Below are 16,763 nucleotides of genomic sequence, written 5' to 3'. Positions count from 1 at the left end.
CATTTCTAAACTAGCTAGATACCTTCATCTGCCATTTTTAACGCCCGGTAATGTTCATTTGTTTTTTGTAATTCTGCCGGGCTGCCTTGCATTGAAATTTTACCATTCTCGATAAAAACAACTTGATCCATCATTTCTATGCCTTGTAAATGGTGAGTAATCCAAATCAAAGTTTTTCCTTGTAGCTGCTCCATAAAAGTCTCAATTACCTTTTCTTCTGTTACCGGGTCTAAACCTACAGTTGGTTCATCTAAAAGGATAATTGGCGCATCCTTGAGCAAAATCCGGGCAAGAGACAACCGGTGACGCTCTCCGCCAGAAAACCGTAACCCTGCTTCATCAACCATCGTATGAAGCCCTTTTGGCAGTCGTCTAATCATAGCGGCCAACCCAACACGTTCAAGAACATCCCATACTTGATCCTCTGTCGCATCTTCATTTCCCAAACGAATATTATTTAAGATTGTGGTATGAAACAAATATGGTGATTGGTGAACAATCCCAATATAATTCGAAATCTCATCACCAAATTCATCCGTTGGCACATTATTAAGAGTAACAGTGCCCGAAGTAGGCTTTCGGTCTCCACGAATTAAACTAGCTAACGTACTCTTTCCAGCCCCACTGCGACCAAGAATGGCAAGTTTTTCGCCTGGATTAACATCAAGATTAATCCCCCGCAAGATCATCTTCTCTGTTTTAGGATAGCGATAATAAACATCTGTAATTTTAAGATGATAAGGAGCGGCAATCTCAATATTAGCCTTAGAAGGAGCAGGCGGTTGTGGTAATTCATTCAATCGCTTTAATGAATCCGTATATACATTAGTTTCTTGAGCAGCTGCTGGCAAGCTAGACAATACTTCATCAAGGGGAAAGACACAAAGAACAAAGGCCGCAATCCAATTTGCACTGCCTCCCCAATGACCGCCGAAACGTGCTGCTCCCCATATAATAAGGCTAACAACCACCAATAAAATCATTACCTGAAGAATAAAATCACGCCAATGCTCAAAACGTTTCATCGCTTTTTGAGATGCTAATACGTTTTTCTCGCTTTTATCATAGTGCTGCAGGTAATCCGCACTGCGCCCCGCAAATACCCAGTCTGTAATCCCCATGATATTATCAGTAAGATCAGCATACAAGGTATTGGTATATTGCTTTTCTAGTTGCTGGCGTGCACCATTAACAAGCACTGACCACACGGGAACAGCAATGATGATTAACCCAAATAGAACTAACATTAAAAGCCCCATTAGTGGAGAGATTATTCCCATTCCAATAACGATAATGGCATAAAGCCCAAATGCAACCAACATTGGAAAAATTGTTCGTAAATATAAATTTTGAATGTGGGCAACATCTTCTGAAAGTAACCCAAGAATATCTCCAATTCGATACTTACTATTAAAGAAAACGGCATCCTGCTCTAACGAATCATAAAGCTTTTTACGAAATGCAGAAGTCATTTTAAGAACCCAATTATGACTAACCAATCGTTCAAAATAATTAGTCACCGGTCTAAAAATCCCAAAGGCACGAGTAAGAACGATGGGAACATATACTAACAAAATATTAAAAGGCATCGTTGCGGACTTACTGATTAAATAGCCCGCGGTGAACATCAATCCACTAGCACAAATAAAGGTAACAATCCCCAGGGTAATTGCTAATACCAAGGTCCACTTATAACGCTTCAGGAAGGGCTTCACCCACCGATCATGTTTCATTGCTTTAAGTAAAGGAATCTTATTCATGGGTTATCTCCTTTCCACGTGTTTGGTCCATCAGTTCTGTAAAGTAACCATGTTCATCAAGCAACTGCTGATACGTTCCTTGTTCAATTAACTTGCCATTCTTCAACACTAAAATGTAGTCCATCTGCTTCATCCAATGCAAACGGTGGGTAGCAAAAAACACTAATCTATTTTCCATCAACGGAAGCATTCTCTTCTTCAATTCCAGCTCGGTCTCAATATCAAGGTGGGCGGTCGGTTCATCGAAAATCATTACCCGACGTTCTGGATCAAGGAATGCTCGTGCTAAGGCAATTCGCTGTGCCTGCCCACCGCTTAATGCTCGGTGGCCACTGCCGATCATCGTCCCTAATCCTTGTGGTAATTCAGCAACAAGATCATCTAAACCGACAACATGAATCGCTTCTTTTATTTTATCTTCACTGACATTTGGAGTATAAAAGGCAATATTATTTTTTAACGTATCTGCAAAAATATAGGGAGTCTGTGGAATGTAGAGAATCTGTTTTTGCCAGTCATGAATATCCAAAGTCGTTACTTTTTTTCCTTGAATGGTAATTTGGCCACTTGTCGGCGCTAAAAAGCCACTTAAAAGATTAATTAAAGTTGTCTTTCCGGCCCCACTCATTCCAATAATGCCAATTTTTTGATTCCCCTTAACAGTTAAATCAAGGTTTGTTAATTCACTGCCATTTTGAGGATACATAAACTCAACATTCTCAAAACTTAACTCATCGACTCCTGTCCACTGGTGTAATTCAACAGTCGGCTTCTTTGGTAATGGCATCTCAAGAATTCGCCGAACCGCATGAAATGAATTTTTACCATTCAACGTCGCATGGTAATCACTTGCAAAATTCCTAATCGGCAAAAAATATTCAGGTGCCAAGATCAAAATTGCCAGTGCCGGGAATAACAATAAGTGACCGTTAATTAACCGTAAGCCAAGAAAGACCGCTAAGATTGCAATAGCTAATGTAGTAAAGAAATCAAGAGCAAACGTTGATAACATTGCTACTTTAATCACACTCATTGTTGACTTGCGAAAACGCTCACTTGACCGATAAATACTTTGTGAATACTTCTTACTAAGGCCAAAGTACTTCAATGTGTCAATCCCCCGCAAAGAATCAATAAAGTGATTAGACAATATTTGAAAAGCTGCAAACTGTCGATCTGCCTTAGCCTTTGCTGCATAGCCTAAAATAATCATGAATAAAACAATCAAAGGATAAACTAACAACATAACAATGCCAGAAATCCAATCAAGCCAAAAACAGACAACCAAAATAATGACTGGAATAATCATCATGCTGATCACCTTGCTATAGATGAGTCGAATATAATTTTCAACTTCTTTAATGCCATCAAGAGCAAGAGTAACCATATTACCGGTTCCCTCCCGCTGAACAATTACCGGTCCAAGTGCAAAGACTTTTTTTAATAATTGCTGACGAAAGTTCTGAGCAGCATTAGCCGAATACTTATCAAGCCAATCATTCCCAATTTCGGTTAGTCCATGACGCAAAAGGTAACAAACAATAAATCCACCTAAGCCATATATTTGGCTTAAAAGAGAATGTCCCTGCCATAAGCCTGTTAGTAAAGCAGCCAAACTTAATCCCTGACCAAGGATAAGAAAAGCTTGCAGGACATAAAGCCCCACAAGCTTAATCATGATATGTCTGCTCCCCTCGATTTTGAAGAGTAGTCGATCAATCATAAATTTTTATTTAACCTCCGGAATAGCTGGCATTGCAATCCGTTTACGGAAAATCCAGTAAGCCCAGATTGTATATGCCAAAACAAATGGTAAAAGACAGCAAGTAGCAATCGTCATCACTGTCAACGTATATTCTGTTGAGGAAGCATTTTGAATAAGAATGCTGTACTTCGGACTAATGCTACTAATTAGTACCCGTGGGAAGAGACCGATAAAGATCAATACAACTAAAGATACTAAGGTTAACCCACTTGAAATAAAGGCAATTAGTTCATGACCAGCAAAGGTTTCTACTTGGGCTAAAACTGAGAAACCAACAATCAATATAAGCATGATGATTGTGCCAACTGGGTGAACAGCCATAAAGTCGGTCATAAAGATTAATAATAGTGCAAAGACAACTTCGCCAGCATAAAGAATCCAGTACAAAAATTCAGCGTAGTTCCGGGCGCGTTCCTGAACCGGACCAGTCGTCTTTAAGGCAATATAATTAATTCCATGTAAGTAGGTTAAAAGCAATAAGGCAATCCCACCAACAACTGAAAGCCAGTTGAAATAGTCAAAGAATCCTGCGTGAAAATTGCCATTAGCATCAATTGGCATTCCATGAATCATGCTAACAAACATAATCCCGAGGAAAAACGGAACGATGGCACTACCAATTGCTAACGCCCAATCCCAAATCCGTTTTTGTGGCATTGGACTATTTTTGCGGAATTCAAAAGAAACACCACGAATAATTAAACCAGCTAGGATAATCATTAAGATTAAATAATAGCCGCTGAAAAGACTAGCGTACCAATATGGAAATGAAGCAAACATTGCACCACCAGCAGTGATTAACCATACTTCATTTGCATCCCAAACTGGTCCAATTGTCCGCACAAGTTGATCACGCTCTGATTCATTATGAGCAAGTGTTTCAACCGCCATTCCTACCCCATAATCAAATCCATCTAGGAAGAAGAAGCCGGCAAAAAGCACTCCAATCAATACAAACCATAATAATTGAAGAAAACTCATCTAGAACGCCTCCTTGTCAAATGGGTCAAGAACCTTCTTGAATTTAGGTTCAATTGCTTCCGATGGATCTTTACGTAACTCAAGAACAATTAACCAAATTAATGTAATTGCAAGAGTTGTAAATAATACAAAGTAAACAATATTTGATGTCAATAAGGATCCAACTGAAACATTTGGCGATACACTTTCGGCAATTGTAAACAAGCCATAAACTGTCCATGGAATACGACCAAATTCTGTTACAAACCAACCAGCAGTATTACCGATAAATGGTAAGAAAGTGGTAATTGCAATACACCAAAGTGCCCAGCGGCGTTGTGCAAGTGGTTTCTTGCTCTTTTCCCTTGTCATAATTAATCCAACTAAAGAAACTAAGAAAATCCAAGCACCGACTGCACACATAATCCGGAAACTATAGAATAATGTATTTACCGGTGGGTAGTAATCAAGATTCTTGCCGTACTTTTTCTTATATTGGGCATTGAGCTCATTCATCCCGGTAACCGCCCCAGTAGTTTTGTGGTATGACAAAATACTTAGGGCATAGGGAATATCGATATTGCCTTTTACTTCATGGTCCTTCATATCAGCAATACCGACAATTGTCCATGGTGCATGCTTACCAGTAGTTGTGAAAACATCTTCAGTAGCTGCAAATTTCATTGGTTGTTCTTTGATTAAGTATTGCATCTGGGCATCCCCTAAGGCAATTCCACCAACAGAGAAAATCAATGAAATTAAAAGTCCTAAACGCATTGACTTCTTGTAAAACTTCTTATTAGCCTCAGAAAGTTTTTGGTTCTTGAGAAGTTGGAATGCCGTTAAACCAGCAATAATAATTCCACCCATCATGATAGCATTAAGGATAACATGCCCAAATTCATACCATAATTGAGGGTTTTTAAGCAATGCGCCAAAATTAACCATTACTGCACGGCCACCCTTGATTTCATAACCAACAGGGTGTTGCATGAATGAGTTGGCAGTTAAAATCCATAAAGCAGATGTTAAAGAACCAAAACTCGTCATCCAAATGAAGAAAAGGTGCAAACCTGGCTTAACCTTTTTCCAGGTAAATACCCATAAGCCAATAAATGTTGATTCAATAAAGAATGATAGCAAAGCTTCGAGGGCTAATGGAGCACCAAAGATATCACCCATAAACCGTGAGTAATCTGACCAGTTCATCCCAAACTGGAATTCCTGAATCAAACCTGTAACAACACCGACAGCAAAACTAAGTAAGAAAATATTCCCCCAAAATTTTGCCATTTTTTTGTACGTCTCGTCTTTAGTTGAAACGTACATACTTTCCATAATGGCGACGATAAAAGCTGTTCCAATAGAGAAAGGAACAAAGAAGAAGTGATAAACCGTCGTCATGGCAAATTGGAAACGTGCCAGACTAAGAATAGTCATTATAAATACCTCCCTCCGAAGTATATCGATAAAAGAATAGTTGAAACCGTTTCCTGTTTCTCCACAATTAATCATAATACTTGTGATAAATAATTACAATAAATAAATGGCAAATATGTGAAATAATTTTTAAATAAACCGCTTAATTATCAGTTATTTAATCCTTATCAATAGATAAATATTTTTAAGCAATGTATGATTACTTTTTCATACTAAGAAAAGGAGCTGTGACATAAATCAGGTTCCTTTCATAAAAGACAAATGGCGCAGTACAACAATGGCCTTCAACGCCCGGCAAAACCGAGCGTTGGAGGCCTATTGTTGCTTGCGGGGGCTCGAAAACGAAGTCACGAGTGCCTTCTGTCTCGCTCCCTTTTTAATCTATTTTTAAACTATATTTATAAATATTATAGCTAATAGCATTCTTACAGTAGTCTAACCTATTTAATAAAATGATATAATTTTCATTTATTGTTAAAAATGTTAATTATCCTACTATAAATTGACGCTAAGCTTGTTGAAGTGATTGAAGACGTTCCTTGGCTGCTGCTAATTTTTGTTGCCATTCCGTTGCCTTTTGCCGTTCAGCTTCAACAACCTTTTCCGGCGCGTTATTAACAAACTTTTCATTGCCAAGCTTCTTTTGTGAACGTTCTACTTCTTTTTCAAGTTTAGCAATCTCTTTTTCCATCCGATCTCGTTCCTCATTAAGATCAACCAATTCAGCCATTGGGATGTAAACTTCTGCTCCGGTCAAAATACCGCTCATCGCAAGCTTAGGAGCTTCAACATCTTTACCAATAGTTAAGTTTTCTGGATGACAGAAACGTTCAATATAGTCACGATTATCATTCAACATCTGAGCCAAGTGATCGTTATCAACCTTTACCAAAATATCAACTGGTTTAGACATTGGCGCATTAGCTTCATTTCGAATGTTACGAACAGCCTTAATCAATTCAATCAAACTATTCATTTGTTCAGTTGCGGCTGGATCATCAAGTTCAGCATTAGCAACTGGGTAATCTGCAACCATAATTGATTCACCATCATGCGGCATTGATTGCCATAATTTTTCGGTAACGAATGGCATAATTGGATGCAACATCTTCAAGGTCTGATCAAGAACGTAACCAAGAATATTCTTAGTATTATTCTTTTCTTCGTCAGTCCCATTATTGAGTTTTTCCTTGGTCATTTCGATATACCAGTCACAGAAATCATTCCAGATGAAGTTGTAAAGCGCCCGACCAGCTTCACCAAATTCAAACTTGTCAAACTGTTCGTTAACCTGCTTTACAGTTGCATTTAACCGACTCAAAATCCACCGATCAGCTAAATCCCACTTACTCTTATCAGGAAGAACAGGGGCAGGCATCTCACCAAGGTTCATGATAACGTAACGACTAGCGTTCCAAATCTTATTAATAAAGTTCCAAGCTGCATCCATCTTGGTGTAGCTAAAACGAATATCTTGACCAGGAGTTGAGCCAGTAATTAAGAACCACCGTAGGGCATCTACCCCGTACTTCTCGATAACATCCATTGGGTCAATACCATTTCCCAAGGATTTACTCATCTTTCGCCCTTGTTCATCACGAATCAAACCATGGAGAAGAACATTCTTAAATGGTGCCCGACCCGTAAATTCAAGCGATTGGAAAATCATCCGGGAAACCCAGAAGAAGATGATGTCATAACCAGTAACTAAAGTATTGGTTGGGAAGTAGCGCTTGAAGTCTGCTGAATCAGTATTAGGCCAGCCCATCGTCGAGAATGGCCAAAGCGCACTGGAGAACCATGTATCAAGGACATCCTTATCTTGTTCCCAATTTTCAGCATCTTTAGGAGCTTCCATACCAACATAAACTTCGCCAGTCTGTTTGTTATACCAAGCTGGAATCCGGTGACCCCACCATAATTGACGAGAAATAACCCAATCATGAATATTTTCCATCCATTGCGTAAAGGTGTGTTCAAATCGTTCTGGAACGAAATTAACTCGGTCATCAGTATCTTGGTTCTTAAGAGCTGCTTCAGCTAATGGCTTCATCTTAACAAACCATTGTGTGGAAAGACGGGCTTCAACTTGTACCCCTGTCCGTTCTGAGTGACCAACAGAGTGAACAATTGGGTCAATCTTTAACATGTAACCTTGATCTTGAAGATCCTTAACGATTGCTTCACGAGCTTCAAAACGGTCCATACCTTCGTATTTACCAGCATTTTCGTTCATGGAAGCATCTTCATTCATTGTATTAAGTTCAGGAAGATTGTGACGCTTACCTACCTTGAAGTCGTTTGGATCATGAGCTGGGGTAATCTTAACCATCCCAGTACCAAACTCAGGTGTTACATAGTCATCAGCAATAATCTCAATTTCCCGGTTGACAAGTGGTACCATGACCTTCTTACCAACTAAGTCCTTGTAACGTTCATCATTAGGGTTAACGGCAACCGCTTCATCCCCGAACATTGTTTCTGGACGAGTAGTGGCAATTTCGATGTAATCCTTACCATTAAAAGTAGTGCCATCAGTAAATGGATACTTAACATGATAAAATGCACCCTTATCGTCCTTATGAATAACTTCAATATCTGATAAGGCCGTCCGTGCTTGTGGGTCCCAGTTGATGATGTAAGTTCCACGATAAATTAAGCCCTTATTGTAGAGATCAACAAAGACTTTCCGAACAGCCTTATTTAATCCTTCATCAAGGGTAAAACGCTCGCGGTCATAATCCACAGAAATACCCATCTTAGCCCACTGTTGGTGAATAATATCAGCATATTCATCTTTCCAGTCCCAAACTTGTTGAACAAACTTGTCACGGCCAAGGTCATAACGAGAAATTCCTTGTTTACGAAGACGGGCTTCAACTTTCGCCTGGGTGGCAATACCAGCATGGTCCATTCCAGGAACCCATAATACATCATAGCCTTGCATCCGCTTTTGTCGAATAATCATATCTTGTAAAGTTGTATCCCAAGCGTGGCCTAAGTGCAACTTACCAGTAACATTCGGTGGTGGGATAACAATTGAATATGGGTGAGCTTTTTTGTCACCACTTGGTTTAAAGAATCCTTGGTCAATCCACCATTGATAACGGCCTTCTTCAACCGTCGCTGGATCGTACTTGGTTGACATATCTTTTTCTGTCATGGCAGAAACTCCTTTCAGAAAGCAATCTTCATTTTTATTTTGTGCATTAACTAAAAAACGCCCTATCACAATCGATAGGACGAATCATCGCGGTACCACCTAATTTGAGTATAAAATACCCCACTTTATCATTTCATAACGGTAAATGAACCGGATATACCTACTATTAATTTCAGTATATCAGCTCCCGAACTACCTTCATAAAGTTTAACTAATCCTCTCTCACTATCAGGATCTCGCTTTTTAGGTGCCGCTTTACTACTCTTTCGGTCAATGCTTATTAAAATGTATCATAGCTAAATTATCAAACCTCGTCAAGGCCTAATTAAAGTAATTCAGCAAAAACATCTTCATTTTGGTTTAAATAATCTTCACCAGGATGAATTTCCGTAATTTCAATCCCATCAAGAGCTCGTTGCATTAATCCTTCAATATCAAGTCGTTTTTCGTATTCACGAGCCCGCTCAACATTTGGCCGCGTTTTTGGCGATGGCGGTGTAAAGACAGTACAACAGTCTTCATATGGAAGAATTGAAAGGTCATAGGTATCAATATCTTGGGCAATTTTAATAATTTCGGTCTTATCAAATGACAATACTGGACGCAATACCGGATAAGAAGTTACATCATTAATCGCCAGCATACTTTCCATTGTCTGAGAAGCAACTTGACCTAATGATTCACCATTAAAAATAGCCAGGCCATGACGTTTAATCATTAAGGCTGCTGCCAACCGAAGCATCATCCGCCGTTGAATCGTCATTAGGTAACCTTCAGGAACCTTTTCCTTGACTGTTTCCTGAATTTCAGCAAATGGCACCTGAATAAACTTAATACTTCCACTATATTTTGCAAGACGTTCAGTTAGTTGCTTAGCCTTTGCTAAAGCTTGGGGACTAGTATATGGCGGACTAAAGAAGTGAACCATTTCCATTGAAACACCACGCTTCATCCCAAGGTAAGCAGCTACTGGTGAATCAATTCCACCAGACATCATCATCATTCCTTTACCGGCAGTACCAACTGGCAAACCACCAGCACCCTTAATCGTTTCACTTGAAAGGAAAATCCCATTAAGACGGATCTCAACCCGTAAAGTTAGGTCTGGATGGTGAACATCAACTTTTAATTTATCAGGAAACTTATCTAAGAGGTATCCTCCTAGCTTGTTGTTCATTTCAAAGGTATCAATTGCAAATTGGTGATCTGACCGGCGAGTTTCTACTTTAAAGGTAATTGGTTTATCAACTTGTTCAGCGATCATTTGTGCTGCTGCCTCTGCAGTCGCTTCAAAAGTCTTATCAACTTTAATTGATGGAGAGAAGTTTTGAATCCCAAACACTAACTTCAACCGATTCATCACTTGATCATAGTCAGCTCCATTTAATTCAACATGCAACCGATCACGTTGTGCATGCACCTTTACCTGGTCAAAGCTATGAAGGGCCTTTCGTACGTTTACCCCTAAACGATCAATAAAGGACTTTTTATTATGTCCCTTTGTCGAAAGCTCACCATAACGAACCATAATTTCTGTATATTGCACGTTATGTCCTCCTTTCAGATTTTATTCAATAATTTTCTTAAAACCAGCGTATAATTCATCAAATGTTTTATTAAACTGATCAGCTTCTTCAAGGGTATTTTGATCCCCCAGGCTAATCCGAACTGCACTTGTTGCAATATTTTCTGGAACCTTCATGGCAGCTAATGTTCCGGCTTCGGAATGCTTTTTAGACGAGCAAGCACTAGTAGTTGAGATATAGATATCCTTGTCTTCAAAGGCATGAACAATCGTTTCGCCCCGAACCCCTACAATTGCAAAGCATAGTACATGGGAAGCAAAACCTTGATCGCGGCCAGAAATCAACTTCACATGATCAAATTTACTTAAATGGTCGTAAATCCGTTCTTTGATTGCCTGTTCACATTTTACTGATTCCGCTTCATTTTCCTTTACTAACCGAATTGCTTTTGCCATCGCAACATTACCCGGTGTATTTTCTGTCCCATTTCGTAGTGTTCGCTCTTGACCACCACCAGCAATCAAGGGCTCTAACTTACGGCCACTCTTGACATAAACAAAACCAGTTCCTCGTGGGGCATGAAATTTATGACCAGAAAAAGTGGCAAAATCAACGCGATCACTAAATACTTGGTCATCTAATCCTTTACCAATAGCCTGAACAGCATCCACCATAAAGTGAATATTTGGATAATCTTTAAGGATTTCTCCCACTTCTTTAATTGGCTGAACTGTTCCAATTTCATTATTAACCGCCATGATAGACACTAAAATAGTATCTGGACGAATGGCAGCTTTAACATCAGCAGGATTGATCCGTCCTTCTTTATCAACTGGGAGATAAGTAACTTCAAATCCGAAGTCTTTTAGTTGCTCCAATGCATTTTTTACTGCCGCATGTTCAACACTGGTCGTAATAATGTGTTTGCCAAAACGGTGCTTAGCCATTGCAGTTCCTTTGATTACCCAGTTATCTCCTTCAGAACCACCACTAGTAAAAATAATTTCACTAGGCTTAACCCCGAATAGCTTTGCGATCTGCTGGCGTGCCTGTTCTTGAAGGTTCCAAGCATTTTCACCAAAATTATGTAAGCTGCTTGGATTCCCCCAAATCTTTTGGCTCACGGTTTCGTATGTCGACAAAACATCCGGTAGTATCTTTGTCGTCGCACTATTATCAAAATAGATCATACTAATTTCCTTCCTAAAAATAATACACAGGGTTGTTACAAATGGGTAACCTACTCTGATTATGATTTCAACAGTATAGGATAGGCTACTGCTGAAGATTTCGACTCTTCTTAAAACGGTTTTATATTATAACAGAAAATTAGCTATTAGGCATTAATTATCACTATCATTTAATAAGAAAAGAGGAGGCTGGAAAAAACTTTGTTTTTTCAACAGCCTCTTTATTTATACGAACATTGTTTAAGATATCGTGGAAATTAACCACAAGGCTCGAGGCTAAGTCCGAACGATAATCAGCCCGTGCCGTGCTAATCACCGTTCTATCCTTAGCCCACCTCCTTGTCGAGAAGGTTAATTCCCACTCACCTTGATTTTTAATTTTTACCAATTTCACGATAATAGGTATCTTCAATTCGTTTATAGCTACCAGGTTCTATTTCTTCTAAAACGGTCGCAATTGCCTCTAAGCTTGCTGTGTAGTTAAACTGCTTAAAAAGTTCTTGAGATTTTTTAGCAGCTGCTGCAATCTTTTCGTTATCACTAAACCGGTTCGCATATTGTTGGAATCGTTCTGTTAATTCCGCGCTATCACGAAGAATATCAGTCTTGTCATTTAATGTGTCTAGGTCTGATTCGACGATAATTAGTTGCTTCGTAATTTCATCCATATTGATCTTATACTCATTCAATTCATCAGCTAACTTTTTAATCTCATCGCTGACACCAAAGAAGTAATCTAAGTAATCTTTTGGTAAGCCAGGAAGGTTCAACTGTTCTACTTGCCGATGAATTGTACGAATCTGGGTGGAATATTTTTGAAGCATTTGACGGGCGCGTTGCTCATCAGTCTGTAATTTAGCAACTTCATCGTTAAGCTTCTCTTGGCTTTTTTCAATTTCAGTCAAGTTCTTTTGATTAGACTTTTGTCGATCAAGCACCTGACTATAAACAGCCGTTTTATTGGCAACCGCTTCTGCGTCATCACGATACTGTTTAATAATCGCTTTAATTTGTTCACCAAGTTCACGAACGGTTTCTTGTTCATGATTAGTAAGTGTGTAATTCAAACTTAACCGGTCTAATTCTACACCAAGTTCGTCATTTTGCCGTTGAGCATGTTTTGTAAAGTCTTTCATCACTTCGATCAAATGAACAGCTTCATTCTTAGCGTCAATTTCTTTTTGCATTACCCCGTATAAGTAATCAATCTGGTCACTAAGATCTTTATTAGATTGTTCCACAACATCTAATTGTAAATTGTTAAGCTGGTCAATCGTCTGATCTAGTTTTGATTGGAGTTGCTCAATTTGCTTATCAATATTTTTCTCCGTAAAGTGGAAATTTTGCTTTACAAGTGTCTCATAACCACTTTTTAGCTCGGATAATTGTTCTGGAAACTCGGTTGCAATTGGCTTATAGAGCTGAGGAATCTTCTTAAGGTCTTGTTCAAATTTGTCGTTTTCAGATTGCAAATTGCTTAAAATTTCTTGAGCCGCCTCAATATCGCCCTTATTAGTTAAATCAGTAAATTGCGCAAATTGATCTTCCAATTCATTTAACCTACTATTTAACTGCTTTTCACTGTCTCCATATTCGAAGCTCTTCTCATTTAGTTGCCGGTGGAATTGACGATATTTATTTTTAATCTGCTCGACCGCTTGCTTATGGGTATGTTGTTGTTGACGAAGATGTTGCAAGTCTTTTTGGATCTGTTGAAGAGTTGTTGTTAACTTTGCCAAATCTGCTTGCAAGTCACGAATCTGAGTGTTAATTGTCAGTAACTTGCTCGTCCGTGAATCTGCTAACAATTGGGGAGCTCGTTTATTAAAGGCCGTGATTGCTGGTCGCACTTGTTTTTCATATTTGTTTTTAATTGTTTCGAATTGCTTTTTAGCATCCCCGATTAGTTGCAATTCTTCAACATTTTTGATCTGCTGGTCAACTTTTTGATCTGCTAGCTTTTTCTCGCTTTCCATTAAGTCGTTGATCTGTTTAACAGCTCGTCGTTGATAAAAATATACGCAAGCTAATATTGCTACAACAATAATTAAAATACCAATCAATACTTGAAAAACCACTTTTTCCACCTACTACTTTTTATTGTTTATTGCTCTTGCACAATAATTATCCGTATAATCCTATTCAAAATTATAGCATACCACAATGAACCTGCTTTAAAAGATATGAAAAAACATCTACGTTTAATAAACTTTTATATTGTTCATCATTCTGCTAAAAAAGTTAAGAGGTTTCTAAAGAAAAGATTGACTTATTATTACGAATCGTTGTACACTAGATTTTGTGTAAAATAATGCAGCAGTGAGGAGCAAGCTCGTCAACAGACTGGTGCCAAACGGTGTTTTTAGTAACCCGGCTGCTAGGGTGAAAGATTCAAATCAGCCTGCACGAATGCCAAGCTCACAATCGGATTATTTTACTCCAACTAAAATTATTGGAGGAATTTATTTATGTCTCGTTACACTGGTCCAAGTTGGCGTGTTTCACGTCGTCTTGGCGTTTCACTTTCAGGTACTGGTAAAGAATTAGCACGTCGGGCTTACGCTCCTGGTGACCACGGTCGCGATCGTCGCGGTAAGCTTTCAGAATATGGTACACAATTACGTGAAAAGCAAAAGCTACGTTTTATGTACGGTATGACTGAACGTCAATTCTCAAACCTTTTCGTTCGTGCCGGCAAGATTAAGGAAGGTACTCACGGTGCCAACTTTATGGCATTGCTTGAACGTCGTCTTGATAACATGGTTTACCGTCTTGGTTTAGCCACTACTCGTCGTCAAGCTCGTCAATTAGTTAACCACGGTCACATCACTGTTGATGGTAAGCGTGTTGACATTCCATCATACGAAGTTAAGGTTGGTCAAATCATCGCCGTTCGTGACAAGTCTAAGAACTTAGACATCATCAAGAACGCTGTGGAAGCTGTTGTTTCTCGTCCTTCATACGTTGACTTTGATGCCGACAAACTTGAAGGTAAGCTTAACCGCATTCCAGCACGTGAAGATATGAACGCTGATATTGATGAAGCTCTTATCGTTGAATTCTATAACAAGTAATCACTAGGTATTACTTGTTGGTTCAATTCTAAAAAAGGCATTCTCCGAGAATTGGGAATGCTTTTTTTATGTATCACCCTAAATTAAAACACCCTAAGATTGTTTAAGCTCAACAATCTTAGGGTGTTTTTCATTTTGGCAAAACATTCAAAATATACAGCAACGCAATAAAAACAAAAAACATGCTCCACATTACAACATTTACTTCTTTGCGACGTCCTGCAGCAACCATTAAGATTGGATACGTAAGAAAGCCAAATGCAATCCCATAAGAAATGTTATAAGTTAGCGGAATTCCAATAGCAACCAAGAATGACGGCAGTGCAATTTCAAATTTATCCCATTCGATATCTTTCAAGGCGGAAACCATCAATACTCCGACCACAATTAAAGCGGCGGCGGTCACTTGACTAGTAACAACTTCAAGTAAAGGAGAAAAAGCCATACTTAAAATAAAAAGCGTTCCTGTTACAATCGCAGTCAGACCAGTTTTCCCACCAACCGCAATACCAGCTGAAGATTCAACATAGGCAGAAGTTGGTGTTGTTCCCATCACCGCCCCTCCTAACATCGAAAGCGAATCAGCCATTAAAGCCCGACCAATGCGGGGCATTTTATTATCCTTCATTAATCCTGCTTCTTGAGCTAACCCAACTAAGGTTCCAGCAGTGTCAAAGAAAGCTACCAATAAGAAGATTAAGACAACAGCCCACATCTTCGGATCAGTCATTGTTGGCAAGAACTTAATCCCTACTCCAAAAGTCGGTTCTAAGCTAGGAGCCATTGAAATTAAATGATCTGGCATCTTAACCAATCCCGTTAATAAACCAAGAAGCGTTGTTGCAACTAAGCCAATAAAAATTGCTCCTGGAACCTTTTTGACCATTAAAATCGCAATCAAGAAAATCCCAAAAATTGTAATCCAGGTTGTAGGAACCGTCAGCGATCCTAATTCAACTAGTGATGATTTACTTGAAACAATGATTCCACCACCCTGCAAACCAACAAAAGAGATAAATATTCCAATCCCCGCAGCCATTGCATATTTCAAATCTTTAGGAATAGCATTAATTACAATTTCCCGTACTTTAAGGAAAGACAAGATCGTAAACAAGACAGAGGCAACAAAAACACCAGCCATTGCCTTTTGCCACGGAATTCCCATTGCTAATACGACCGAATAAGTGAAGAAGGCGTTATCACCTAATCCCGGAGCAATCGCAATTGGATAATTAGCCAAAATTCCCATCAAAAAGCAGCCAATAATTGCTGACAAAGCAGTTGCAGTAAAAACCGCTCCTTTATCCATTCCGGCTACTCCTAGTACGCTCGGATTAACAAAAAGAATATAGGCCATTGAAACAAAAGTCGTCAATCCAGCTAAACATTCTTGCTTAATATTCGTGCCGTTTTCTGTCAAATGAAAGGTCCGGTCTAAAAAGCCAATCGTTCGTGTTTATTCCAAAATACACACCCCAAACAAATATGATAGTGCGATTATTACATATATTTAAGAATAATTCAATACGAATACTTGCTTTAAATTCGGATAAAGCAAAGATAATTAATATTTTTCACTAAATAACGAACAATATAGCTTTTAATCTATCTTTCAAGCTCGTTCATGCCTTATCATCTATTTCATTTATACCAGCATAACTAACTTTGATTATAATTTTTTTGATAGCACAATCGTTGCAAAAAAAAAAAAGCATATAGTTGAAAGTGTAAATAATAATTATTATTTATAAATAATCAAATTTTCTTCAGTGCTGACAGCTTATTTTGTATTGCTTTTTGCCTTCGTTTTAATATGCATTCAACTTCTATAATTAACTATTTTAGTTATCACATATTAATTTTATTTAAGAATGCAAAAAAAGAG

10 protein-coding genes and 1 other annotated feature are annotated in these 16,763 nt (G+C 38.6%); of the genes, 1 reads left to right on the top strand and 9 read right to left on the bottom strand.

Features of this window, described 5'->3' with window-relative positions; translation table 11 throughout:
- Positions 1-14: 14 nt before the first annotated feature.
- The 8 genes from cydC to ezrA form a co-directional block, all read right to left on the bottom strand.
- Complete coding sequence (gene cydC / locus LMC10_RS06790; RefSeq protein WP_229269288.1) at positions 15-1,760, bottom strand: thiol reductant ABC exporter subunit CydC; 1,746 nt, start codon at positions 1,758-1,760, stop codon at positions 15-17.
- Positions 1,753-3,483, bottom strand: a complete 1,731-nt coding sequence (gene cydD / locus LMC10_RS06785) for a thiol reductant ABC exporter subunit CydD (RefSeq protein ID WP_229269287.1) — start codon at positions 3,481-3,483, stop codon at positions 1,753-1,755. The genes cydC and cydD overlap by 8 nt, the downstream gene beginning before the upstream one ends.
- A 6-nt stretch (positions 3,484-3,489) precedes the next feature.
- The gene (gene cydB / locus LMC10_RS06780) at positions 3,490-4,506 is read right to left on the bottom strand and encodes a cytochrome d ubiquinol oxidase subunit II (RefSeq protein ID WP_086141961.1); all 1,017 of its coding nucleotides are present in this window, start codon (positions 4,504-4,506) and stop codon (positions 3,490-3,492) included.
- Positions 4,507-5,925: a cytochrome ubiquinol oxidase subunit I gene (locus LMC10_RS06775; protein ID WP_229269286.1), complete on the bottom strand. Its 1,419-nt coding sequence runs from the start codon at positions 5,923-5,925 to the stop codon at positions 4,507-4,509.
- Between the two features lie 508 nt (positions 5,926-6,433).
- Positions 6,434-9,088 carry a valine--tRNA ligase gene (locus tag LMC10_RS06770; protein ID WP_229269285.1) on the bottom strand — a complete coding sequence of 885 codons (2,655 nt, stop codon included), beginning with the start codon at positions 9,086-9,088 and terminating at the stop codon, positions 6,434-6,436.
- Between the two features lie 72 nt (positions 9,089-9,160).
- Positions 9,161-9,371, bottom strand: a binding site (T-box leader).
- Between the two features lie 42 nt (positions 9,372-9,413).
- A complete protein-coding gene (gene thiI, locus LMC10_RS06765) occupies positions 9,414-10,634 on the bottom strand; it encodes a tRNA uracil 4-sulfurtransferase ThiI (RefSeq protein ID WP_003666641.1) in 1,221 nt (406 codons plus the stop codon).
- Positions 10,635-10,655: 21 nt separating this feature from the next.
- The gene (locus LMC10_RS06760; protein WP_229269284.1) at positions 10,656-11,804 is read right to left on the bottom strand and encodes a cysteine desulfurase family protein; all 1,149 of its coding nucleotides are present in this window, start codon (positions 11,802-11,804) and stop codon (positions 10,656-10,658) included.
- A 374-nt stretch (positions 11,805-12,178) separates the two neighbouring features.
- The gene (ezrA, locus tag LMC10_RS06755) at positions 12,179-13,882 is read right to left on the bottom strand and encodes a septation ring formation regulator EzrA (RefSeq protein ID WP_285227842.1); all 1,704 of its coding nucleotides are present in this window, start codon (positions 13,880-13,882) and stop codon (positions 12,179-12,181) included.
- Positions 13,883-14,272: 390 nt separating this feature from the next.
- Here ezrA and rpsD point away from each other — a divergent pair, with 390 nt between their 5' ends.
- Positions 14,273-14,878, top strand: a complete 606-nt coding sequence (rpsD, locus tag LMC10_RS06750) for a 30S ribosomal protein S4 (RefSeq protein ID WP_003666632.1) — start codon at positions 14,273-14,275, stop codon at positions 14,876-14,878.
- A 130-nt stretch (positions 14,879-15,008) separates the two neighbouring features.
- On the opposite strand, the gene LMC10_RS06745 is transcribed toward rpsD, so the two are convergent.
- Positions 15,009-16,325 (bottom strand): NCS2 family permease, encoded by a 1,317-nt coding sequence (locus tag LMC10_RS06745; RefSeq protein ID WP_229269315.1) that lies wholly within the window; start codon positions 16,323-16,325, stop codon positions 15,009-15,011.
- Between the last annotated feature and the right edge of the window lie 438 nt (positions 16,326-16,763).

Origin of the sequence: Limosilactobacillus reuteri subsp. simiae, assembly GCF_020784875.1 — a bacterium.
GTDB classification, from domain to species: Bacteria; Bacillota; Bacilli; order Lactobacillales; family Lactobacillaceae; genus Limosilactobacillus; species Limosilactobacillus reuteri_H.
The sequence above is the reverse complement of the archived record's forward strand: the minus strand, read 5'-3'. Positions and strand labels throughout refer to the sequence as shown.